The organism is Oerskovia sp. Root22 (genome assembly GCF_001429135.1).
Taxonomy (GTDB): domain Bacteria; phylum Actinomycetota; class Actinomycetes; order Actinomycetales; family Cellulomonadaceae; genus Oerskovia; species Oerskovia enterophila.
The window spans coordinates 49,912-72,358 of record NZ_LMIL01000007.1 but is presented as its reverse complement, the minus strand read 5'-3'; the positions used below and the strand labels follow the sequence as shown (position 1 = coordinate 72,358).

The window sequence follows — 22,447 nt, the reverse complement described above, 5'->3', positions numbered from 1 at the left end:
CGGTGGCCCAGACGACGAGCGGGCGCGGGCCTGCGCAGCGCTCGGCGGCGGGCTCCTCCCGGGCGAGCACCGCGGGCACGCCCCGCGCGAAGACCCCGGCTGCTCGGACGACGACCGGCTCGACGCCCTCCGGGTCGCGTCCCGCGACCGGTGCGCGGTCGACCACGACCGCGGCGACCGGCCTCCCCACGAAGGGCGGGACCACCCGGCGGACCCGCACGCCGCGTCCTCGGCCGCGTCCGGCCAGGACTGCGTCGAGCGAGCGCGCGTGGCTCGGCCAGTGGGACAGCGCCGTGACGAGCTACTACCTGCTCGTCGGTGCGACCACCCTGCTCGCGATCATCGGCCTCGTCATGGTGCTCTCGAGCTCGGCGATCACGGAGATCGCGGCGGGAAAGTCGCCCTACGGCGCGTTCCTGACCCAGGCGCAGTACGCGCTCATCGGTCTGCCCGTGCTGCTCGTCGCGAGCAGGCTCCCCACGCGCGTGTATCGGCACGGCGCGTGGCCGCTGATCATCTTCTCCCTGTGCCTCCAGCTCATGATCTTCAGCCCGCTCGGCCACGAGGTCAACGGCAACCTGAACTGGATCAACTTCGGGTCGTTCTTCGTGCAGCCCTCCGAGCCCGCCAAGCTCGCCCTCGCGATCTGGCTCGGCGTCGTGCTCGGGCGCAAGCAGCACCTGCTGGGCTCGTGGAAGCACGCGATCGTGCCCGCGGTCCCCGGGGCGCTCCTGGTCATGGGGCTCGTGCTCGCGGGGCACGACCTGGGCACCATGCTCGTGATCCTCATCCTCGTCGCGGGGGCGTTCTTCGTCGCGGGAGTCGACTGGAGGCTCCTCGCCCTGGCGGGTGCCACGGCGGCGGTCGTGGTCGTGGTCGGGTTCGTCGCGATGCAGCAGAACGCGAACCGCATGAACAGGTTCCTGGCGACGTACACGAACGTGTGCGACACCTCGGACGCGAACGCGGGCTCGAGCGTCTGCTACCAGACGGTCCACGGCCTGTGGGCGCTGGGCACGGGCGGGTTCGGCGGGGTCGGGCTCGGCGCGAGCCGCGAGAAGTGGAGCTACCTGCCCGAGGCCCACAACGACTTCATCTTCTCGGTCATCGGCGAGGAGCTCGGACTGCTCGGAACGCTCCTGGTCCTCGCGCTGTTCGCGGTGCTCGGGCTGGCCATGAGCCGGGTGATCCGCCGCCACCCCGACCCGTTCGTCAAGATCACGACCGCGGGCATCGCGTGCTGGATCGTGGGTCAGGCGTTCATCAACATCGGCGTGGTCATCGGGGTGATCCCGGTCATCGGGGTGCCGCTCCCGCTCGTCTCCTCGGGCGGGTCGGCGCTGATCACGACCATGGCGGCCCTCGGCGTCGTGATCTCGTTCGCGCGCAACGAGCCAGGCGCCAAGGAGGCGTTCGCCGCCCGGGGGAGCGTCGTGCGCAAGTCGCTCGCCGTCGTCGGGCAGGCAGGGCGTCGCGCCCTGCCGGGGCGTCGGCGCGCCCAGGCCCGATGATCAGGCCCCGCCGCGAGCCCGTGGGCACGCGGTGGACCCAGAACTTCTCGGCTCCCGGGTCCTCCGGGGACGACAGCAACAGCAAGGACAGGTGACGAGGTACGTGGTGAGTTCTTCTCTCGGTTCGGTGGTGCTCGCAGGCGGCGGGACGGCGGGTCACGTGAACCCGCTGCTCGCGGTCGCGGACGAGCTGCGCGAGCGCAACCCCGGGGCGGTCGTCACGGTGCTCGGGACGGAGAGCGGCCTCGAGGCCGACCTGGTCCCGGCACGCGGGTACCCCTTGCGCTTCGTGCCCAAGGTGCCGCTGCCCCGGCGCCCGAGCGGTGAGTGGGTCGCGCTGCCGGGCAAGCTCAAGTCGGCCGTGGAGGCCGCCGGGGCCGTGATCGACGAGACCCGGGCAGAGGTCGTCGTGGGCTTCGGGGGATACGTCTCGACGCCCGCCTACCTCGCGGCGCACCGCCGGGGCGTGCCGATCGTGATCCACGAGCAGAACGCCCGACCGGGCCTGGCCAACCGTGCCGGCGCGCGGTGGGCCGAGTACGTGGCCGTCACGTTCGACGGCACGCCGCTCAAGGGCGGCATCGTCACGGGCCTGCCGCTGCGCTGGGAGATCGCGGACCTGATCCGTGACCGCTCGGTCGACGCGGCGACGGTCCGGACCAACGCCGCGGCCTCGCTCGGGCTCGACCCGGCGCGCCCGACCGTGGTCGTCACCGGTGGTTCGCTGGGCGCGCAGAGCGTCAACGAGGCGTTCGCCGGCGCAGCGCGCGCCGTCCTCGCGACGGGTGCGCAGGTCCTGCACCTGACGGGCAAGGGCAAGGCCGACGCGGTGCGCGAGGTCGTGGGCGGCCTGCCCGGCTACGACGTGCGCGAGTACCTGTCGGCGATGCACCTGGCGTACGCGGTCGCCGACCTGGTCGTGTGCCGCTCGGGCGCGGGGACGGTCAGCGAGCTCGCCGCCCTGGGCATCCCCGCGGTGTACGTGCCGCTGCCGATCGGCAACGGCGAGCAGCGCCTGAACGCCGCGCCGCTCGTGCGCGCGGGCGGCGGGATCCTGGTCGACGACGAGGCGTTCACCTCGGCCTGGGTGACCACGAACCTCCCCGGCCTCGTGAGCGACGCCGAGCGTCTGCGGACCATGGCGGCGCTCGCGTCGCGCGCGGGCATGCAGGACGCGACGGCACGCGTCGCCGACCTCGTCGAGAAGGCTGCGGGGGTGTCCCGATGACGGGCGACGGGTCGTCGGAGCCGTCGGCCCCGTCGGTGCCTCCGGTGCTCGCGGAGCTCGGGACGGTCCACCTGATCGGTATCGGTGGCGCGGGCATGTCGGTCGTGGCCCGTCTGCTCACGGCCCGCGGGGTGCGCGTGCAGGGGTCGGACGCCAAGGGCAGCGCGGTGGTGGAGGCCCTGCGTGCGGACGGGGTCCCGGTGCACGTCGGGCACGCGGCCGCGAACGTCGAGGGCGCGGACACGCTCGTCCTGTCGAGCGCGGTCCGTCCCGACAACCCGGAGCTGGTCGCGGCGCGTGCCGCGGGACTGCGCGTGCTGCACCGTTCGGAGGCGCTCGCCGCGCTCATGGCGCAGGGGCGCTCGGTCGCGGTCGCGGGCGCGCACGGCAAGACCACGACGTCGGCCATGATCGCGACGACCCTGCGGTCCGCGGGGCTCGACCCGTCGTTCGCGATCGGCGGCTCGGTCATCACGAGCGACGGTGCGATCCCGGGCGGTCGGCTGGGCGCGAGCGACGTGCTGGTCGCCGAGGCCGACGAGTCCGACGGCTCGTTCCTCAACTACGCGCCGACCATCGCGGTCGTGCTGAACGTCGAGCCCGACCACCTGGACCACTACGGGTCCCGCGAGGCGTTCGAGCAGGCCTTCGTGGACTTCGCGGCCCGCATCGTGCCCGGCGGCCACCTGGTCGCGTGCGCCGACGACCCGGGGGCGCTCGCGCTCGCGCAGGCGCACCGGGCGGCGGGTGGCAGGGTCGTCACGTACGGGACGACGCCGGGCAGCGACGTGCTGCTCACGGACGTCCGGCCCGACGGCGCCGCGGGGGTGGCCGCCCGGCTCACCGTCGCGGGGGGTGCGTCGGGCGTGGGCCCGGCCGGCGCGACCACCGGGCCGTTCGAGCTGCGCCTGCAGGTCCCGGGCGCGCACAACGCCCTGAACGCCGCGGCTGCCGTCGCGACGGCCCTCCTCCTGGGCGTTCCCGCGGAGCAGGCTGTCGCGGGGGTCGGCGAGTTCCTGGGTACCGGCCGACGGTTCGAGGCGCAGGGCGAGGCCCGCGGGGTGCGGGTCGTGGACGACTACGCCCACCACCCGACCGAGGTCGCCGCGCTCCTCACTGCTGCTCGACCGGTGGCTGCCGGCGGACGTGTCCTGGTCCTGTTCCAGCCGCACCTGTTCTCCCGGACGCGGCTGTTCGCGCAGGAGTTCGCCGACGCGCTCGCGCTCGCGGACCACGTCGTGGTGACGGGTGTCTATGCGGCGCGCGAGGACCTCGACCCGGAGACGGGCTCGTGGACGATCGTGGACCGGATGCCCGCCGGCGCCGCGCGCGGCATCGAGGACCGCGTCGAGGCCGCGCGTGCCGTCGCGGCGGCCGCGCGGCCCGGCGACCTGGTCCTCACGGTCGGGGCGGGCGACGTGACCGAGCTCGGGGCCGTGATCCTCGACGCTCTCCTGGCGGGTGCGCCCGCCGGGGACGGCGACGGGGCGGCCCGGGAGGCCGAGGGCTGATGAGACCGCCGTCCCGGCCGCGTCCTGCGGCTCCCCGACCGGCGGCTCGGGGGGCGCGGGACCCGCAGGCGCGCCCCGGTGCGGAGCGGGTCGAGGCTCCCGTCGAGGAGTCCGCCACGGACGAGGCGGCGCGTGACCGCGGTGCCCGCCATGACCCCCGACGGGGAACCCGTCCGTCCCGCGCCGGGCAGGACGAGACCCTCACGCAGCCCCTCGAGCTCCGGGGGCAGGAGCTCGTCCCGGTCAGGTCGTCGCGCCCTGCGCCCCGGACCTCCGGCGCCCGTCCTGCGACGGGGCAGGTCCCGGTGAGGCCGTCGGGAGGTCCGTCGGCCGCGAGGTCGACGGCGCGACCGACCGACCGGGTCGTCTCGACGGGCATGGCTGACCGGCTCGCGGAGAAGGCGGCCATGCGTCGCCACCGCGTGCGGCGCACGATCCTGATCTGGGTCGCTTCGGTGGTCGCGGTCGCGGCCGTCGTCTGGGTGGCCCTGTTCTCCCCGGTCCTCGGCACGGACCCCGCGAAGGTCGAGATCACGGGGGAGGGGACCGTGATCGACGTCGCGCAGGTGCAGCAGATCGTGTCGGGCGTCTCGGGCGTGCCCCTGCCCCGTGTCGACACGATCGGGCTGCGCGAGCAGATCCTGTCCCTGAACGGTGTGCGGGACGCCACGATCCTGCGCGAGTGGCCCGACGGGCTGAGCGTGACCCTCGAGTCGAGGGAGCCCGTGGCCGCGGTGCCGCACCAGGGGGACTACGTGCTGCTCGACCGCGACGGCGTCCAGGTGCTGACGGTCGAGGCGGTGCCCGAGGGGATCCCGGAGATCGGGGTGAGCCTCGACGAGAAGGGGGCCAGGTCGTTGCGCGCCGCGCGCATCGTGCTCAACGCGCTCCCGCCCGAGCTGCGGGCCGAGGTCGCAGAGGTCACGGCGGAGACGCAGGACGCGGTCGAGATGACGCTGCGTGACGGGGCGGTCGTGGAGTGGGGCAACGGGGAGGACGCAGCCCTCAAGGTGAAGGTGCTGCAGACCTTGAGGTCGCTGCCGGAGAACCAGGGCGCGACGCTCTACGACGTGTCCGCGCCCACGATGCCGATCACCCGATGAGCGTGGTGACCGGCGCCGGGGCCCGGTCGCCGGACCACGGGCTCGACCGACGTGAGTCGACGAGGATGCGGCAGCACGACAGGGGTGAGACATGGCCCACCCAGCAGGTTTTCGCCGACACGCGCGGGCGGGTCGTTGATAGGACCAGGACGGGCACCTACCGTCGACACAGCACAACCTGACATAACTATAACCCTCTAGTTGAGGGTGAAGGTTGAGGGCTACAGGATCGAGAGGCATTGACGTGGCAACTCCGCAGAACTACCTAGCAGTGATCAAGGTGGTCGGCATCGGCGGTGGTGGCGTGAACGCCGTCAACCGGATGATCGAGGTCGGTCTCAAGGGCGTCGAGTTCATCGCCATCAACACCGACGCGCAGGCGCTGCTGATGTCCGACGCGGACGTCAAGCTCGACGTCGGGCGCGAGCTCACGCGTGGGCTCGGCGCCGGCGCAGATCCCGAGGTCGGCAAGAAGGCCGCCGAGGACCACGCGGAGGAGATCGAGGACGTCCTGCGCGGCGCCGACATGGTCTTCGTCACGGCGGGCGAGGGCGGTGGGACGGGCACGGGTGGCGCGCCGGTCGTCGCGCGTATCGCGCGGTCGCTGGGAGCTCTTACCGTGGGTGTCGTCACGCGGCCCTTCACGTTCGAGGGCCGGCGCCGCTCGGTCCAGGCGGACCAGGGGATCGAGGCCCTGCGCAACGAGGTCGACACCCTCATCGTCATCCCGAACGACCGGCTCCTGTCGATGTCGGACCGCAGCGTCTCGGCGCTCGACGCGTTCCACTCGGCGGACCAGGTCCTTCTCTCGGGCGTCCAGGGCATCACCGACCTCATCACGACCCCGGGTCTGATCAACCTCGACTTCGCCGACGTCAAGTCGGTCATGCAGGGAGCGGGCAGCGCCCTCATGGGGATCGGCTCGGCACGGGGCGAGGACCGCGCGGTCCAGGCTGCGGAGCTCGCGATCTCCTCGCCGCTGCTCGAGGCCAGCATCGACGGCGCCCACGGCGTCCTGCTGTCGATCCAGGGCGGCTCGGACCTCGGTCTCTTCGAGATCAACGAGGCCGCGCGACTGGTCCACGAGGCTGCGCACACCGAGGCGAACATCATCTTCGGTGCCGTGATCGACGACGCCCTCGGCGACGAGGTCCGCGTGACCGTCATCGCCGCAGGGTTCGACGGCGGCACGCCCCAGGTCCGCAAGGACTCGCGTGCTCCTGGGCAACTCGCCGGAGCGCCCGCGGCGCAGCCTGCGCAGCCCGTCCAGGCGCAGCGCCCCGTCGCGGTGCCGACCACCACGGGCAGCCACACGCTGCCCCGCCCGGTCGTCCCCATCGCTTCGGAGCCCGACGACGTGCCGGTCACCTTCGGAGGTGGAGCGGCCCAGGTCTCGGCAGGCTACCCGGCGGCGATCCCGACGTTCAGCGTCGTCCCCACCGAGGACAACCAGAACGCGGAGCAGCCCGCGGCCGAGCGGTCGGCGCAGGTCGAGGTGCCTCGTCTCTACGACGAGGAGCCCGTCCGTCGCAAGGTCGAGGAGCTCGACGTCCCCGACTTCCTCAAGTAGCACCGTGCTCGATCCTGCACTGCCCGCACCCCCGGTTCTCGAGGTCGACCTCGGTCCGGGGGTGCGTGCTGCGTTCACGACCCGTGCCGGGGGGACCTCGCCCGCGCCGTGGGACGGCCTCAACCTCGGGCTGGGGGTCCAGGACGACGCCGAGCGGGTCCTGGTCCACCGCGAGGCGGTCGGCCGGTGGCTCGGGGCACCGCTCGTCTTCGGGACCCAGGTGCACGGGACCGGGGTGCGCGTCCTCTCGGGCGAGGACCGGGCTGCGCGGAGCGAGCGGGGCGCGGGGGCCGAGACCTGCGGTGAGCACGACGCGCTCGTCACGGCCGCGCCCGGTCTGGGGCTCGGGGTGCTCGTGGCCGACTGCGTCCCGGTGCTCCTCGCGGACGCCGGGGCCGGAGTGGTCGGGGTCGCGCACGCGGGCCGTCAAGGGCTGGCCGGAGGGGTCGTCGGGACCGTGCTCGAGGCGCTCGTCGCCCAGGGCGCGCGGCCCGAGACGCTGCGCGCCGTCGTCGGACCCTCCGCGTGCGGGCGCTGCTACGAGGTGCCCGCAGACCTGCGCGACGAGGTCGCGTCCCGTCGTCCGGCCACCGCGTCCACGACCAGCTGGGGCACGCCCGCGCTCGACCTGCCTGCCGGGGTCGTCGCCGACCTGCGCGCGGCCGGGGTCACGGAGGTCTTCTCGACCGGGATCTGCACGCTCGAGGACCACCGGTTCTACTCGCACCGACTCGCGACCCGCGACGGCGCCACGACGGGCCGGTTCGCCGGGGTCGTGGCCCTCGGATGACCCTGCGCGCGGCGTGGACGTGCGGTTTCTCACCCTCGAGCCTGTTGACCTTTCCCGGGCGTGTCGCATCCTGCCCGTCTCCGGGGCTGGGCTAGCGTGCAAAGCACGGAACCAGCAGTCGACATGAGGACGGAGAGAGGGCGATGGCCGGAGCGCTTCGCAAGACCATGCTTTACCTGGGCCTCGCTGATGATCGAGGCGAGGACGAGCAGGAAGAGTTCATCGACGAGTACGACGACTTGGGGGCCGACGTGCCGCACGACTACCAGGCTCAGGTGACCCCACTGCACCGCACGGTCGCCCCACGAGAGGTACCCCAGACGAGCATGTCAGCCGCAGAGCTGCGCCGGATCACGACCGTGCACCCGCGCTCCTACAACGACGCCCGCGTCATCGGGGAAGCCTTCCGCGGTGGCACGCCGGTCATCATGAACCTCTCCGACATGGACGACGCCGACGCCAAGCGCCTGGTCGACTTCTCCGCCGGGCTCATCTTCGGTCTGCACGGTGCCATCGAGCGGGTGACCAACAAGGTCTTCCTGCTCTCGCCCGAGCACGTCGAGATCACCGGCGAGGAGCAGACCCCGGAGCCTCCTGTGACCCGGGCCGGCTTCTACAACCAGAGCTGACCGCAGGATCTGGCACAGTTGACCCCGTGACATTCGTCTTCGATCTGCTGGCATTCGTCCTCGGTCTCTATCTCATCGTGCTCATCGGCCGCGTGGTCTTCGACTGGGTGCAGGTCTTCGCCCGGGACTGGCGTCCGCGCGGCGTGATGCTCGTCCTGGCCGAGGCCATCTACACGCTGACGGACCCGCCGCTGCGCGCTCTGCGCAAGGTCATCCCGCCGCTGACCCTCGGGCAGGTGCGGTTGGACCTCGCATTCATCGTGCTGTTCCTCGCGGTGTCGTTCTTGGCACAGTTCTTGAGGTATCTCAGTTTCTGAGGGCTCCTCCAAACACGTAGAAAACTGACAACACGGCGATCTTGACACCGGTACCCGTTGCACGGGCACCGGGCGAGGCCGCCTCCTCTGACAATCTCCGCTACTTTGGACTGTGGCGATCTCGAGATCGCTCGGACTGACGGCGCAAACGCATTGAGGTGAGACGATGGCACTGCTGACAGCAGAGGACATCCTGAACAAGAAGTTCTCCGCGACGAAGTTCCGCGAAGGATACGACGTCGAAGAGGTCGATGACTTCCTGGACGAGGTGGTGAGGACGCTCAACTCCGTGCAGGAGGAGAACGACGACCTCAAGACCAAGCTGGCTGCAGCAGAGCGACGCGTCGCAGAGCTCAGCCGCGCGGACGCCTCGGGTCCGGCCAAGCCGGTCGTGGTGGATGCCCCGGTGGCGCCCGAGCCCGCTCCGGTCGCGCCGATCTCGGCCGCGGTCACCGGCAAGCTGAACGGCGAGCCCGAGTCCGCGACCGGCATGCTCCAGCTCGCTCAGAAGCTGCACGACGACTACGTGCGCTCGGGCCAGCAGGAGGGCGACCGCCTCATCGCGGAAGCCAAGGAAGAGGGCACCCGGATCGTGCAGGAGGCGGAGGAGACCTCGCACCGCACGCTCTCCCAGCTCGAGCAGGAGCGTTCGCTCCTCGAGCGCAAGATCGACGAGCTGCGGCTCTTCGAGCGCGACTACCGCACGCGTCTCAAGAGCTACCTCCAGAACCTCATGGGGGATCTCGACAACCGAGGCAGTGCACTCCCGCCGCGCAGCGGCTCCGGCGCAGGTCGCTCGAGCGACCTGAGCGCGGGCATCTAGTCCGACTGCCACCTGGCAGACGATCACACCAGGCGTGCGGACCTCGAGGTCACGCCGCTGGTCGGTCCGTCACGACGCACCACCCGGGTCCTCCGGCGTGGTGCGTTGTGCGTACCGGCAGGCGGCGTCTACTCTCACCGCAACTCGAACCGGAGGGGCGACATGACCAAGCTCAGTACCGCGACGCGCGCGGCAGTACGTCAGCAGTTCCCGCACCTAGCTCGCGACGTCAAGTCCTTCCCCGTGCGTGACGGCGAGGAGCCGTGGACGCTCAAGGAGGCGGAGGAGCAGGCAGCGACCCTGCTCGAGGAGCGCGACCGTCTCGAGCGCGAGCTCGCCGAGGCGGACCAGGAGCTCTCGGAGCTCCTGCGGAACTCGGGGGACGGTGCCGGCGACGACCAGGCCGATTCCGGGTCCAGCGCGCTCGAGCGCGAGCAGGAGCTCACGCTCGTGAACAACACGCGCGACCTGCTCGAGCAGACCAAGCACGCTCTGGACCGGCTCGCAGCCGGTACCTACGCGACGTGCGAGGCGACCGGGCTCCCGATCGGCAAGGCGCGCCTGCAGGCCTACCCCCGGGCGAACCTCTCGGTCGAGGCCAAGCAGCGCGAGGAGCGCCGCTGACGGTCCCACCTGCAGCACACGACGGCCGTCGTCCCGAGGGGACGGCGGCCGTCGTCGTCACCGGATCGTGGGGAGCCGGTCGGACATGGCAGACTTGCCGCCGATGCCATCGACTCCCTCTCCCCAGCAGCCCGTGCCCGCCGACCCGTCCGAGGGCGGCGCCGACGGCACCTCAGCAGCCCCCTCCGCGGCGGTCCCGGAACGCGCGACCGTCTCCTCGAAGCGTCTCGTCCTGTGGGTCGCGGTGCTCGCCGCCCTCGTGATCCTGGTCGACCAGGCCACCAAGATCTGGGCCGTCGCGAAGCTCGAGGGTGAGCCGACCATCGAGCTCCTCGGGAGGTGGCTCCACCTCACGTTCATCCGCAACGAAGGGGCGGCGCTCGGGATCGGCTCGGGGTACACCTGGATCCTGACGATCGTCGTCACGGTCGTGGTCGTGTTCATCCTGCGGAGCATGCGCAAGATCGGCTCGCGGGGCTGGGCGGTCGCGCTCGGGCTGCTGCTGGGTGGCGCGCTGGGCAACCTCATCGACCGGATCTTCCGTGCGCCCGGCGTCGCGCAGGGGCACGTGGTCGACTTCATCGGGTACGGCGACCTGTTCATCGGGAACGTCGCCGACATCGCGGTCGTGGGGGCCGCGGTGATGATCGCGATCCTCTCGATCCAGGGCATCGGCATCGACGGGCAGCGCCACTCGGGCGAGGGCGAGGCGGCGCCCGCTGCGGCGGACCAGACCGAGTCCGTGTCCGAGAAGAGCGACGCGGCCGACGGCCCGGACGCTCCCAGCACGAGGACGGTGTCCTGATGGCGCAGGTCCGTGCCCTCCCGGTGCCCGACGGGCTGGCGGGTGAGCGCGTCGACGCTGCCCTGGCTCGCCTGCTGGGCCTCTCGCGCACGCGCGCGGCCGAGATCGCGGCCGACGGCGGCGTCCGTGTCGACGGACGGGAGGTCGGCAAGTCCGACCGCCTGGTCGCCGGGGCCTGGCTCGAGGTCGAGATCCCCGACGAGCCCGACACGTCGGCCGTGCAGATCGTCGCCGAGCCCGTCCCGGGCATGAAGATCGTGTACGACGACGACGACGTCGTGGTCATCGACAAGCCCGTGGGCGTCGCGGCCCACCCGTCGCCGGGCTGGACGGGACCGACGGTCGTCGGCGCTCTGATCGCCGCGGGCTACCGGATCTCCACGTCGGGGGCGGCCGAGCGGCAGGGGATCGTGCACCGGCTCGACGTCGGCACCTCGGGGCTCATGGTCGTCGCCAAGAGCGAGCTCGCGTACTCGGTCCTCAAGCGTGCCTTCAAGGAGCGCACGGTCGAGAAGGTCTACCACGCGCTGGTCCAGGGACACCCCGAGCCCACCACGGGCACCATCGACGCGCCCATCGGGCGCCACCCCTCTGCCGACTACAAGTTCGCGGTCGTGGCCGAGGGCAAGCCCTCGGTGACCCACTACGAGGTCCTCGAGATGCTCCCGGCGGCCTCGCTCGTCGAGGTGCACCTCGAGACCGGCCGGACCCACCAGATCCGCGTGCACTTCTCGGCGCTGCGCCACCCCTGCGTGGGTGACGTGACGTACGGGGCGGACCCGGTGCTGGCCAAGAAGGTCGGGCTCTCGCGGCAGTGGCTGCACGCGGTCCAGCTCGGGTTCGAGCACCCGTCGACGGGGCAGTGGACGCAGGTCACGAGCGAGTACCCGCAGGACCTGGCGCACGCGCTCGAGGTCGTCCGCGGGGCGTACTCCTGATCATCGCGACGGCCCGGTCCGCCCGGGGCCACCAGGACATCGAGGGGAGCTCGCCGTGCTGACGACCGAGCGGGTCACGACGCCCGCGCAGCTCGAGGAGGCGCACGCGCTGCGCCTCGAGGTCTTCGTGGGCGAGCAGGAGGTACCGCTCGCCGAGGAGATCGACGACGCCGACTTCGCCCCCACGACCACGCACGTCCTCGTCCGCGCGGGCCGGGCCCCCGGGGAGGGGGCCGTCGTCGGGACGGGACGCCTGCTCACGGACCCCGCCCACCCTGGCGAGGTGCACATCGGGCGCGTGGCCGTCGCGCGCCGCGCCCGGGGGACCGGCGCGGGAGCCGCCGTGATGCGTGCGCTCGAGGAGGTCGCGCTCGCCGAGCACGCCTCGGACGGGGCCGTGCGGATCGAGCTCAGTGCCCAGACGCAGGCCACGGGGTTCTACGAGCGCCTCGGCTACGAGGTGTACGGGCCCGTGTACCTCGACGCGGGGATCGACCACCGGGACGCCGCAAAGACGCTCCGCTCGCACGGCTGAGGCCGGCGCCTGGCCAGGACCGGGCGCCAGCCACTCGACGTGCCCGCCCCTCGCCGGCCGGTCCGCTCCTTGGAGCGCCGACCGCGCGAGGCCCGTGGCGCCGTCGGGCCGTCCTGAGAGAAGGCACACGCGGTCACCGGCACGCGACACGCCGAGAGGCGTGGGTGGCTCGATCTAGACTCGTCGCATGCCGTCTGCCGCCACCCCTGGAAGCACCCAGAAGTCCGACGACTTCGTCCACCTCCACGTCCACACCGAGTACTCGATGCTGGACGGCGCCGCGCGACTCGGAGACCTCTTCGAGGAGACCGCGCGACTGGGGCAGAAGGCCATCGCGACCACGGACCACGGGTACATCTTCGGGGCGTTCGACTTCTGGTCCAAGGCGACCCAGGCGGGCATCAAGCCCATCATCGGCGTCGAGGCGTACGTCACGCCCGGCACCAGCCGGTTCGACCAGACGCGCGTCCGGTTCGGCGAGAAGGGCCAGGAGTCCGACGACGTCTCGGCCCGCGGCGCGTACACGCACCTGACGATGTGGGCCCGCAACAACGAAGGGCTGCACAACCTCTTCCGGGCCAGCTCGCTCGCGTCGCTCGACGGCCAGATGGGCAAGTGGCCCCGCATGGACCGTGACCTGCTCGAGCGTTACGGCAAGGGCATGATCGCGTCCTCGGGCTGCCCGTCGGGCGAGATCCAGACCAAGCTGCGGCTCGGCCAGTGGGACGCGGCCGTGCAGGCTGCCGGCGAGCTCCAGGACGTGTTCGGCAAGGAGAACTTCTACATCGAGCTCATGGACCACGGGCTCGACATCGAACGCCGGGTCATCAAGGACCTGCTGCGGCTCTCGGAGACCATCGGGGCCCCGCTGGTCGCGACCAACGACCTGCACTACGTGAAGAAGGAGGACAGCCACTCCCAGGAGGCGCTGCTGTGCATCAACTCCGGCTCCACGCTCGCCGACCCCGACCGCTTCAAGTTCGACGGCGACGGCTACTACGTGAAGTCCGCAGCCGAGATGCGGCACATCTGGAAAGAGCTGCCCGAGGCCTGTGACAACACCCTGCTCATCGCCGAGCAGTGCGAGGTCAGCTTCGACACCTCGGCCAACTACATGCCCAACTACCCCTGCCCCCCGGGCGAGGACGAGACCTCCTGGTTCATCAAGGAGGTCGAGAAGGGCCTGCACTACCGCTACCCGGACGGCATCTCGGACGCCGTGCGCAAGCAGGCCGAGTACGAGACCCAGGTCATCGTCCAGATGGGCTTCCCGGGGTACTTCCTCGTCGTCGCCGACTTCATCAACTGGGCCAAGGACAACGGCATCCGCGTGGGGCCCGGCCGTGGCTCGGGAGCGGGGTCCATGGCGGCCTACGCGATGCGCATCACGGACCTCGACCCGCTGCAGCACGGCCTGATCTTCGAGCGCTTCCTCAACCCGGACCGCGTGTCCATGCCCGACTTCGACGTCGACTTCGACGAGCGCCGGCGCGGCGAGGTCATCCGCTACGTCACCGAGAAGTACGGCGAGGACCGCGTCGCGCAGATCGTCACGTACGGCACCATCAAGGCCAAGCAGGCGCTCAAGGACTCCTCGCGCCTCCTCGGGTTCCCCTTCGCCATGGGGGAGAAGCTCACCAAGGCGATGCCGCCCGCGATCATGGGCAAGGACATCTCGCTCACGGGGATCTTCAACCCGGACGACAAGCGCTACAACGAGGCCGACGAGTTCCGCCAGATCCACTCCGCGGACCCCGACGCGCAGCGCGTCGTCGAGCTCGCCAAGGGCATCGAGGGGCTGAAGCGCCAGTGGGGCGTGCACGCGGCCGGCGTCATCATGTCGAGCGAGCCGCTCATCGACATCATCCCGATCATGCGCCGCCTCCAGGACGGCGCGGTCATCACGCAGTTCGACTACCCCACGTGCGAGGGCCTCGGCCTGATCAAGATGGACTTCCTGGGGCTGCGCAACCTCACGATCCTCGACGACGCGCTCGAGAACATCGTGATGAACGGCAAGGACCCGGTCGAGCTCGAGGCGCTCACGCTCGACGACCCCAAGACGTACGAGCTCCTGGGGCGAGGCGACACCCTGGGCGTGTTCCAGCTCGACGGCGGCGGCATGCGGACGCTGCTCAAGCTCATGCGTCCCGACAACTTCGAGGACATCTCGGCCGTGGGCGCGCTCTACCGCCCCGGCCCCATGGGAGCGAACTCCCACACCAACTACGCGCTGCGCAAGAACGGGATGCAGGAGGTCACTCCCATCCACCCCGAGCTCGAGGAAGCCCTCGAGGACATCCTGGGGACCACGTACGGCCTGATCGTGTACCAGGAGCAGGTCATGGCCATCGCGCAGAAGGTCGCCGGGTACTCGCTCGGCCAGGCCGACATCCTGCGCCGCGCCATGGGCAAGAAGAAGAAGTCCGAGCTGGACAAGCAGTTCGAGGGCTTCTCGAACGGCATGAAGGAGCGCGGCTACTCGATGGCCGCAGTCAAGACGCTGTGGGACATCCTGCTGCCGTTCTCGGACTACGCGTTCAACAAGGCGCACTCCGCGGCGTACGGCGTCGTCTCCTACTGGACCGCGTACCTCAAGGCCAACTACCCGACCGAGTACATGGCCGCGCTGCTCACGAGCGTGCGCGACGACAAGGACAAGTCGGCCTTGTACCTCAACGAGTGCCGTCGCATGGGGATCACGGTCCTCCCGCCGGACGTCAACTCGTCGTCGGCCAACTTCACGGCCGTCGGCAAGGACATCCGCTTCGGCCTGACGGCGGTGCGCAACGTGGGCGCCAACGTCGTCGACGCGGTCGTCGCGACGCGCGAGGACAAGGGGAGGTTCGGCTCCTTCACCGACTTCCTCGACAAGGTGCCCGCGGTGGTCTGCAACAAGCGGACCATCGAGTCGCTCATCAAGGCGGGGGCGTTCGACTCGCTCGACCACGCACGACGTGCGCTGCTCGTGGTGCACGAGCAGGCCGTGGACTCGGTCATCAGCGTCAAGCGCGAGGAGGCCAAGGGGCAGTTCGACCTCTTCGCGGACCTGGGCGCCGACGACCCCGCCATGTCGTTCAGCGTCGACGTTCCAGACATCCCGGACTGGGACAAGAAGCAGCGCCTCGCGTTCGAGCGCGAGATGCTGGGCCTGTACGTCTCGGACCACCCGTTGTCGGGGCTCGAGCACGTCCTGACGCGCGCGGCCGACACCTCGATCGCAGCGCTCATGGCCGACGAGGCGCGCCCCGACGGGTCGACCGTCGTGATCGCCGGGCTGATCACCTCGCTCCAGCGCAAGATGAGCAAGAACGGCAACCCGTGGGCCGCGGTCACGATCGAGGACCTCGAGGGCGGGGTCGAGGTCATGTTCTTCGGAGAGACCTATCTCGCGTACTCGACGATCCTCGCCGAGGACCAGGTCGTGGTGCTCCGCGGCCGCGTGCGTCGCCGGGACGAGACCATGCAGCTCCAGGCCATGGAGGTCTCGCTCCCGGACATCTCGACGGTCGCCGAGACCCCGGTGCTCGTGAGCCTGCCCGAGTCCCGCTGCACCCAGCCCGTGGTCGAGCGGCTGCGCGAGATCCTCTCGACGCACCCCGGCGTGACCGAGGTCCACCTCAAGCTCACGAGCCCCGGACGCACCAAGGTCATGCGCCTCGAGGACACCCTGCGGGTCGAGAAGAGCCCCGCGCTGTACGGAGACCTCAAGGCCCTGCTCGGCCCGAGCTGCCTCACGGTGTGACCGGTCGCTGACAGGGGACGGCTCGGCCGCGGGGCCGGGCCGTCACGCCTGCCGCCCCGCAGGGGCCCCGGCCGGTCGTCCGACCGCGGGCCACGCTGAGTGTCCGGTGGGTCCGACGAGTCGTCCCGCCCGGCGGGGCCCTCCGCCGAGCCGACGTAGACTCGCCGTCGTGATCCACCTGACCCCTGAGCAGCGCGTGTTCGTGACCGAGCGCCACCTGGCGACCCTGACCACCCTCCGCGAGGACGGCAGCCCGCACGTCGTCCCCGTGGGCTTCACGTGGGATCCCGAGGCGGGGGTCGTGCGCATCACCACGAACGACACGTCGGTCAAGGCGCTCAACGCCGAGCGGCTCACGCCCGACGGCGCGCACCCGCGCGCGGCGGTCTGCCAGGTCGAGGGTGGCCGATGGATCACGCTCGAGGGCACCGTCTCGGTCTCGCGCGACCCGGACGAGGTCGCCGAGGCCGTGCGCCGGTACACCAAGCGCTACAAGGAGCCGCGGGTCAACCCTCGTCGTGTGGTCCTGCGGATCGTCGCCGACAAGGTCATGAGCTCGAGCTACATGGCGTTCTGAGACGCCTGAGGTGCGGGGCACGTCCTGAGCGGGTGCCCGGCGAGGGGCCGGCTCGTCCGCCGACCGGGATCACCCCGGCCAGGGCGCGGCCGGGGCCCCACGCGCGCCCTGGCCCGGTCCGCCGGACGGGACGCGCGGGTCCGTCAGCCGACGATCGCGCCGATCTCGCCGGTCGGGACGTCGACCGTCACGACGTCTCCCTTGCGGAGCTGGCGGCCACGGCGGGTGTCGACCTCTCCGTTGACCTTGACCTCTCCCTCGGAGATGAGGTCGCGGGCGTGGGCGCCGGACTCGACGAGGCTCGCGAGCTTGAGGAACTGGCCGAGGCGGATGACGTCGTCGGTGATCTCCACCGTGGGTGTCGTGGTCATGCACCCATTCTCTCGCGTCCGGGACCCGTCGGAGAACTGACCATCTGCTGAATGGCCTGGAGGTGGGCTCGCGGCCCGGCCTACGATGGGTCGGTGATCAATCGCATCGACCTGCGTGGTCGTTCCCTGTCTCCCCGTGAGCTCACGGAGATCCTGCCTCGTCCGGAGATCGGCGTCGAGGACGCCGCGGAGAAGGTCGCCCCGATCCTGCACGAGGTCCGCCTGCACGGCGCCTCGGCGCTGCGTGACCTCTCCGAGCGGTTCGACGGCGTGCGTCCGGTCCACCTGCGGGTCCCGGCAGAGCGCATGGCCCAGGCGCTCGAGACGCTCGACCCGCTCGTGCGCGACGGCCTCGAGGAGGCGATCCGCCGAGTCCGCACGGTGCACGCCGCCCAGCGCCCTCAGCCGTTCGCGGTCGACCTGGCCCCGGGGGCGCAGGTCCGTCAGCGCTGGATCCCGGTGCGTCGCGTGGGCCTCTACGTGCCCGGCGGGATCGCGGTCTACCCGTCGTCGGTCATCATGAGCGTCGTCGCGGCGCAGGAGGCCGGCGTGCGCGAGCTCGCGGTCGCCTCCCCGCCCCAGCGCGACAACGACGGCCTGCCGCACCCCACGATCCTCGCGGCGTGCGCGCTGCTGGGGGTCCAGGAGGTCTACGCGGTCGGCGGGGCGCAGGCGATCGGCATGTTCGCCTACGGTGCCGCGGGCAGCGAGCCGCAGGACGGCGACTACCTGTGCGAGCCGGTCGACGTCATCACGGGCCCGGGGAACATCTACGTCGCGGCCGCCAAGCGGCTCGTGCGCGGTGTCGTCGGGATCGACTCCGAGGCCGGCCCCACCGAGATCGCGGTCCTCGCGGACGGCGGCGCGGACCCGACGCACGTCGCGCTCGACCTCATCAGCCAGGGCGAGCACACCCCCGACGCCGCGGCGGTCCTCGTGACGCCCTCGGTCGAGCTCGCGGCCGCCGTGGACGCCCGGCTCGTGGACCTCGTCCCCGAGACCAAGCACGCGGCGCGCGTGGCCCAGGCGCTGTCCGGGCCGCAGTCGGCGATCATCGTGGTCGACGACCTGGAGCAGGGTCTCGACGTCGTGGACTCGTACGGTGCCGAGCACCTCGAGATCCAGACGGCCGACGCCGCGGCCGTGGCCGAGCGCGTGCAGAGCGCTGGCGCGATCTTCGTCGGTCCCTACTCGCCGGTGCCTCTGGGCGACTACATGGCGGGCTCGAACCACGTCCTGCCGACCGGCGGGTGCGCGCACTACTCGAGCGGCCTCGGGGTGCACAGCTTCCTGCGCGCGGTCCAGGTCGTGGAGTATTCGGCCGACGCGCTCCAGGAGCTGGCCGACCGCATCGTGGCCGTGGCCAACGACGAGGACCTGCCCGCGCACGGTGAGGCCATCAAGGCACGCTTCCAGTAGACGCAGCACCTCGACGACGAGAGCGGGGCGCGGACCGGGGAACATGTCTCCGGACCGCGCCCCGCTCTCGTCGCGCGCAGGGCGTCAGCGCACCCCGAGCACGAACGGGTAGACCGCCGCGGCTCCTGCCTGGCGCAGGAGGCGGGCGGCGACCGTGAGGGTCCAGCCCGAGTCGGTGTAGTCGTCGACCAGGAGGATCCGGCGTCCTGCGAGCCCCGCCATCGCGGGGGCCGAGAGCTCGAGCCGCAGACGCTCGACGACCCCGGCCAGGCGCATGGCCGAGTTCACGTCGTGTCGGCCGGGCTGCTCGCGGCCCGGCACAGGACCGACCGAGCCGACGAGCGGACGGTCGAGGTAGCGCGCGAGCCCGCCCGCCAGGTGCTGGACCAGGTGCGGGCGCGTGGCCGACCGCACGGACACGACGCCGTCGAGCAGGAGGCGGCGCGCGGGAGCGTCGCTCCCGTCAGCCGCCGCGGCGTCGTCGACAGCCCCGCCGGTCCCGGCGGTCTCACCGTCCGTGGGAGCGGGCGCGTACAGCGCGTCCCACTCGTCGAGCACGCGCGCTGCCGCGCGACGCAGCGCGACGGGGGTCTCGCCGTCGGGCACGCCGGGGGCGAAGAGCTCACGCAGCGGACCCGACCAGCCGAGCCCGTCGAGGCGCGCGACGGCTCGGCCCGGGGACGCGAGCTCCTCGGGGGACAGGCGTCCCTTGAGGTCGAGTCCCATCCGGTCGAGGCCCGTGGGCCACTGGCGACGGGCCACGACCTCGACGCCCGGGCGGTCCATGTCGGCGCGCGCCGCGGAGACGGCCTCGGCGTCGGGAGCCGCGGGCAGGTCCACGCCGCCGCAGCGGTCGCACCGGCCGCACGTCCAGCCCGGCTCGAGCTCGGGGTCGTCGAGGGTCGCGCGCAGGAACGCCATGCGGCAGCCGCTCGTGGCCTCGTAGTCGATCATGGAGCGCTGCTCGGCGAGCCGGGTCTGCTCGACGCGCGCGTAGCGGTCGGCGTCGTAGACCCAGGGCTGACCGGTCGAGACCCAGCCGCCCTTGACGCGACGGACCGCGCCGTCGACGTCGAGGACCTTGAGCATGGTCTCGAGGCGCGAGCGCTTGAGGTCGACCTGGGTCTCGAGGGCCGCGACAGACTGCGTCCCGCCGCCCGCCTCGAGGGCTGCGAGGGTCTCGCGGACCTGACGCTCGGCGGGGAACGCGAGCGAGCCGAAGTACTCCCAGATGCGCCGGTCCTCCTCGCCGGGAAGCAGCACCACGACCGCGCTGTCGACGCCACGCCCGGCGCGACCGACCTGCTGGTAGTACGCGATGGGCGACGACGGGGCGCCCAGGTGCACGACGAACGCGAGGTCCGGCTTGTCGAAGCCCATGCCGAGCGCCGAGGTCGCGATGAGCGCCTTGACCCGGTTCTCCTTGAGGTCGGCCTCGAGCTGTTCGCGCTCGGTCGTGTCGGTCTGGCCCGTGTACGCGGCCACGGCCAGCCCGGTCGCTCGCAGCTGGCTCGCGACCTGCTCGGCGGCCGAGACCGTGAGGCAGTAGACGATCCCCGAGCCGTCGACGTCCTGGAGCGTCTCGGCGAGCCACGCGATACGGCTGGGCTGGTCCGGCAGGTTGAGCACGGCCAGGTGCAGCGACTCGCGGTCGAGACCGCCGCGCAGCACGAGCACGTCCTCGCGCGGGCCGCCGGGCGCCCCGGCGGCGGCGTCACCGGCCGCGGACGACGTGCTGGCCGCTGCGCTGCCGACCGACGCGCCCGTGACCCCGAGCTGCTCGGCGACGTCGGCGGTCACGCGCTCGTTGGCGGTCGCGGTCGTGGCGAGCACCGGGATGCCCGGCGGCAGGTCCGCGAGGAGGGTGCGGATGCGGCGGTAGTCGGGACGGAAGTCGTGGCCCCAGTCCGAGATGCAGTGCGCCTCGTCGATGACCACGAGGCCCGCGTCGGCAGCGAGCCGGGGGAGCACCTCGTCGCGGAAGCCGGGGTTGTTGAGCCGCTCGGGCGAGCAGAGCAGGACGTCGACCTCGCCCGCGGCGATCGCGGCGTGCACGTCGTCCCACTCGGTCATGTTCGACGAGTTGATCGTCACGGCGCGGATCCCGGCGCGGGCCGCGGCCGAGATCTGGTCGCGCATCAGGGCCAGGAGCGGCGAGACGATGACCGTGGGCCCCGCGCCGCGCGAGCGCAGCAGCGAGGTCGCGACGAAGTAGACGGCCGACTTGCCCCACCCGGTGCGCTGGACCACGAGGGCCCGACGGCGGAACGCGACCAGGGCCTCGATCGCGAGCCACTGGTCGTCGCGCAGCTTCGCGTCGTCGCGACCGACGAGCGAGCGCAGCGCGGTCTCCGCTTCCTCGCGCAGGTCCTTGCCCTCGAGGAGACCGCGCAGCATGGCCACCTTGGCGAGCCGCGCGGCGTCGGCCGCGGAGACGGCGTCGGCTGTGGCACCCGGCGTCGGGGCGGCAGCGGGCTCCGCCGCGGTCTGCGACGGGCGAGCAGCGCTCGCGCCGACGGACGCGCGTCGTGGCGCGGCCCCCGTGTCGTCGGGGACCGGGGGCTCGTCGTACAGGTCGGCAGGCGGCTCCGACGCGAAGTCGGGAGGGAGGTCGGCGTACGGGTCGTGCTGGTCACGGGGGAACGAGGTCACCCAGCGATCGTAGGCGCAGGGTGGGACACCGCGTGCTCGGTGCACAGGCCGGGTGCCCAGGTGCGGCGGTGCGCCACGAGCGCGACTCGGTGCCGTTCCACGGAGATCCGTCGAACGGCACCGGGCCGCGGGGCCGGGCAGGGTGGGCGGGCAGCCCCGCACGAGCCTCGTCAGGAGTGCATGTCCATGACGACGCGGCCGTCGATCTTGCCCTTCTCCATCTCGCTGAAGATGTCGTTGACGTCGCTCAGCGGGCGCACGGTGTAGGTCGGGCTGACCTTGCCGCGCGCGAAGAAGTCGAGCGCCTCGGCCATGTCCTTGCGCGTCCCGACGATCGAGCCGCGGACCGTGAGGCCGAAGAGGACCGTCGTGAAGATGTCGAGCGGGAACTTCTCGGGCGGCAGCCCGACCAGGGAGACCGTGCCGCCGCGGCGCAGCGCGCCGACGGCCTGCGGGAACGCGTGGGCGTTGACCGCGGTCACGAGGGCTCCGTGCACGCCGCCCCCGGTCTTCTCCTGGATCTCGGCCGCGGGGTCGGCCGACGTGGCCGCGTTGACCGTGACCTCGGCGCCGTGCTTGCGCGCCAGGGCGAGCTTCTCGTCGTCCACGTCGACCGCGGCGACGCGGCGCCCCATGGCCACGGCGTACTGGACGGCGATGTGCCCGAGTCCGCCGATGCCCGAGATCAGGACCCACTCGCCGGGCTGGGTGTCGGTCTGCTTGAGGCCCTTGTAGACCGTGACGCCCGCGCACAGGATCGGCCCCACGGCCGCGTCCTCGACGCCCTCGGGGATGATCGGGGCATAGCGTGAGTCGACGAGCATGTACTGGCCGAACGAGCCGTCGACCGAGTAGCCGCCGTTCTTCTGGTGCGGGCAGAGGGTCTCCCACCCGGTCTCGCAGTACTCGCACTCGCCGCACGCGCTCCACAGCCAGGCGTTGCCGACCTTGTCCCCGACCTTGACGCGCGTGACCTGGTCGCCGACCGCGACGACGGTGCCGACGCCCTCGTGGCCCGGCACGAACGGCGGGGACGGCTTGACGGGCCAGTCGCCGTGGGCTGCGTGCAGGTCGGTGTGACAGACGCCGGTGTAGTCGACCTTGACGAGCGCTTCGAGGGGTCCGGGGGTGGGGATCTCGATCTCGTCGATCGTGAGCGGCTCGGCGAACGTGTGGACGACGGCTGCCTTCATGGTGCTCATGTCTCTCCTCCAGGAGCGGACACCGGGGCGGGGTCGAGCCGTTCGTCGACGAGGCGCGACGAGGCGCGACGGGACGCGCTTCGCGTCCGGTGGTGTC

19 protein-coding genes are annotated in these 22,447 nt (G+C 71.9%); 16 read left to right on the top strand and 3 right to left on the bottom strand.

What is annotated here, in order from left to right:
* Positions 1 to 2: 2 nt before the first annotated feature.
* The 15 genes from ASE15_RS05180 (at position 3) to ASE15_RS05105 (ending at position 16,706) form a co-directional block, all read left to right on the top strand.
* Complete coding sequence (locus ASE15_RS05180; RefSeq protein ID WP_082618222.1) at positions 3 to 1,511, top strand: putative peptidoglycan glycosyltransferase FtsW; 1,509 nt, start codon at positions 3 to 5, stop codon at positions 1,509 to 1,511.
* 106 nt (positions 1,512 to 1,617) lie between these two features.
* Positions 1,618 to 2,739, top strand: a complete 1,122-nt coding sequence (gene murG / locus ASE15_RS21150) for an undecaprenyldiphospho-muramoylpentapeptide beta-N-acetylglucosaminyltransferase (protein ID WP_369800563.1) — start codon at positions 1,618 to 1,620, stop codon at positions 2,737 to 2,739.
* A complete protein-coding gene (murC, locus tag ASE15_RS21145) occupies positions 2,736 to 4,250 on the top strand; it encodes a UDP-N-acetylmuramate--L-alanine ligase (protein WP_056761993.1) in 1,515 nt (504 codons plus the stop codon). The genes murG and murC overlap by 4 nt, the downstream gene beginning before the upstream one ends.
* A 407-nt stretch (positions 4,251 to 4,657) precedes the next feature.
* Positions 4,658 to 5,353 (top strand): cell division protein FtsQ/DivIB, encoded by a 696-nt coding sequence (locus ASE15_RS21435; RefSeq protein ID WP_235534193.1) that lies wholly within the window; start codon positions 4,658 to 4,660, stop codon positions 5,351 to 5,353.
* A gap of 244 nt (positions 5,354 to 5,597) precedes the next feature.
* On the top strand, positions 5,598 to 6,923 hold the full coding sequence (gene ftsZ / locus ASE15_RS05155) for a cell division protein FtsZ (protein ID WP_056648852.1): 1,326 nt from the start codon (positions 5,598 to 5,600) through the stop codon (positions 6,921 to 6,923).
* Between the two features lie 4 nt (positions 6,924 to 6,927).
* Positions 6,928 to 7,713, top strand: a complete 786-nt coding sequence (locus ASE15_RS05150; RefSeq protein ID WP_235534191.1) for a polyphenol oxidase family protein — start codon at positions 6,928 to 6,930, stop codon at positions 7,711 to 7,713.
* 143 nt (positions 7,714 to 7,856) lie between these two features.
* Positions 7,857 to 8,342: a cell division protein SepF gene (locus tag ASE15_RS05145; protein WP_056648854.1), complete on the top strand. Its 486-nt coding sequence runs from the start codon at positions 7,857 to 7,859 to the stop codon at positions 8,340 to 8,342.
* A 26-nt stretch (positions 8,343 to 8,368) separates the two neighbouring features.
* On the top strand, positions 8,369 to 8,659 hold the full coding sequence (locus tag ASE15_RS05140) for a YggT family protein (RefSeq protein ID WP_056648856.1): 291 nt from the start codon (positions 8,369 to 8,371) through the stop codon (positions 8,657 to 8,659).
* A 166-nt stretch (positions 8,660 to 8,825) separates the two neighbouring features.
* Positions 8,826 to 9,482 (top strand): DivIVA domain-containing protein, encoded by a 657-nt coding sequence (locus tag ASE15_RS05135; RefSeq protein ID WP_056648858.1) that lies wholly within the window; start codon positions 8,826 to 8,828, stop codon positions 9,480 to 9,482.
* A 162-nt stretch (positions 9,483 to 9,644) separates the two neighbouring features.
* Entirely contained in the window at positions 9,645 to 10,106 is a 462-nt protein-coding gene (locus ASE15_RS05130) for a TraR/DksA C4-type zinc finger protein (protein ID WP_056648860.1), read from the top strand.
* Positions 10,107 to 10,209: 103 nt separating this feature from the next.
* A complete protein-coding gene (locus tag ASE15_RS05125) occupies positions 10,210 to 10,911 on the top strand; it encodes a signal peptidase II (RefSeq protein ID WP_235534190.1) in 702 nt (233 codons plus the stop codon).
* Positions 10,911 to 11,849: an RluA family pseudouridine synthase gene (locus ASE15_RS05120; RefSeq protein ID WP_056761986.1), complete on the top strand. Its 939-nt coding sequence runs from the start codon at positions 10,911 to 10,913 to the stop codon at positions 11,847 to 11,849. The genes ASE15_RS05125 and ASE15_RS05120 overlap by 1 nt, the downstream gene beginning before the upstream one ends.
* A 55-nt stretch (positions 11,850 to 11,904) precedes the next feature.
* Positions 11,905 to 12,384 (top strand): GNAT family N-acetyltransferase, encoded by a 480-nt coding sequence (locus tag ASE15_RS05115; protein ID WP_068625443.1) that lies wholly within the window; start codon positions 11,905 to 11,907, stop codon positions 12,382 to 12,384.
* 187 nt (positions 12,385 to 12,571) lie between these two features.
* A complete protein-coding gene (dnaE, locus tag ASE15_RS05110) occupies positions 12,572 to 16,129 on the top strand; it encodes a DNA polymerase III subunit alpha (RefSeq protein ID WP_056761984.1) in 3,558 nt (1,185 codons plus the stop codon).
* 169 nt (positions 16,130 to 16,298) lie between these two features.
* A complete protein-coding gene (locus tag ASE15_RS05105) occupies positions 16,299 to 16,706 on the top strand; it encodes a pyridoxamine 5'-phosphate oxidase family protein (protein ID WP_056761982.1) in 408 nt (135 codons plus the stop codon).
* Positions 16,707 to 16,849: 143 nt separating this feature from the next.
* Here ASE15_RS05105 and ASE15_RS05100 read toward each other — a convergent pair whose 3' ends face one another.
* Positions 16,850 to 17,077: an RNA-binding S4 domain-containing protein gene (locus ASE15_RS05100; protein ID WP_056648870.1), complete on the bottom strand. Its 228-nt coding sequence runs from the start codon at positions 17,075 to 17,077 to the stop codon at positions 16,850 to 16,852.
* Positions 17,078 to 17,170: 93 nt separating this feature from the next.
* On the opposite strand from ASE15_RS05100, the gene hisD reads away from it, so the two are divergent.
* Positions 17,171 to 18,496 (top strand): histidinol dehydrogenase, encoded by a 1,326-nt coding sequence (gene hisD, locus ASE15_RS05095; protein ID WP_056761978.1) that lies wholly within the window; start codon positions 17,171 to 17,173, stop codon positions 18,494 to 18,496.
* 84 nt (positions 18,497 to 18,580) lie between these two features.
* On the opposite strand, the gene ASE15_RS05090 is transcribed toward hisD, so the two are convergent.
* Both ASE15_RS05090 and adhP read right to left on the bottom strand, forming a co-directional pair.
* Entirely contained in the window at positions 18,581 to 20,893 is a 2,313-nt protein-coding gene (locus ASE15_RS05090; protein ID WP_056762617.1) for a DEAD/DEAH box helicase, read from the bottom strand.
* 425 nt (positions 20,894 to 21,318) lie between these two features.
* Positions 21,319 to 22,350: an alcohol dehydrogenase AdhP gene (gene adhP, locus ASE15_RS05085; RefSeq protein ID WP_056648874.1), complete on the bottom strand. Its 1,032-nt coding sequence runs from the start codon at positions 22,348 to 22,350 to the stop codon at positions 21,319 to 21,321.
* Positions 22,351 to 22,447 lie beyond the last annotated feature (97 nt).

Excerpts from the sequence above, each read along its gene's own strand:
- murC (WP_056761993.1), top strand. The coding sequence starts at position 2,736 with ATGACGGGCGACGGGTCGTCGGAGCCGTCGGCCCCGTCGGTGCCTCCG.
- ASE15_RS21435 (WP_235534193.1), top strand. The coding sequence starts at position 4,658 with ATGCGTCGCCACCGCGTGCGGCGCACGATCCTGATCTGGGTCGCTTCG.
- ASE15_RS05145 (WP_056648854.1), top strand. The coding sequence starts at position 7,857 with ATGGCCGGAGCGCTTCGCAAGACCATGCTTTACCTGGGCCTCGCTGAT.
- ASE15_RS05135 (WP_056648858.1), top strand. The coding sequence starts at position 8,826 with ATGGCACTGCTGACAGCAGAGGACATCCTGAACAAGAAGTTCTCCGCG.
- ASE15_RS05130 (WP_056648860.1), top strand. The coding sequence starts at position 9,645 with ATGACCAAGCTCAGTACCGCGACGCGCGCGGCAGTACGTCAGCAGTTC.
- ASE15_RS05125 (WP_235534190.1), top strand. The coding sequence starts at position 10,210 with ATGCCATCGACTCCCTCTCCCCAGCAGCCCGTGCCCGCCGACCCGTCC.
- ASE15_RS05120 (WP_056761986.1), top strand. The coding sequence starts at position 10,911 with ATGGCGCAGGTCCGTGCCCTCCCGGTGCCCGACGGGCTGGCGGGTGAG.
- dnaE (WP_056761984.1), top strand. The coding sequence starts at position 12,572 with ATGCCGTCTGCCGCCACCCCTGGAAGCACCCAGAAGTCCGACGACTTC.
- ASE15_RS05100 (WP_056648870.1), bottom strand. The coding sequence starts at position 17,077 with ATGACCACGACACCCACGGTGGAGATCACCGACGACGTCATCCGCCTC.
- ASE15_RS05090 (WP_056762617.1), bottom strand. The coding sequence starts at position 20,893 with ATGCTGCGCGGTCTCCTCGAGGGCAAGGACCTGCGCGAGGAAGCGGAG.
- adhP (WP_056648874.1), bottom strand. The coding sequence starts at position 22,350 with ATGAGCACCATGAAGGCAGCCGTCGTCCACACGTTCGCCGAGCCGCTC.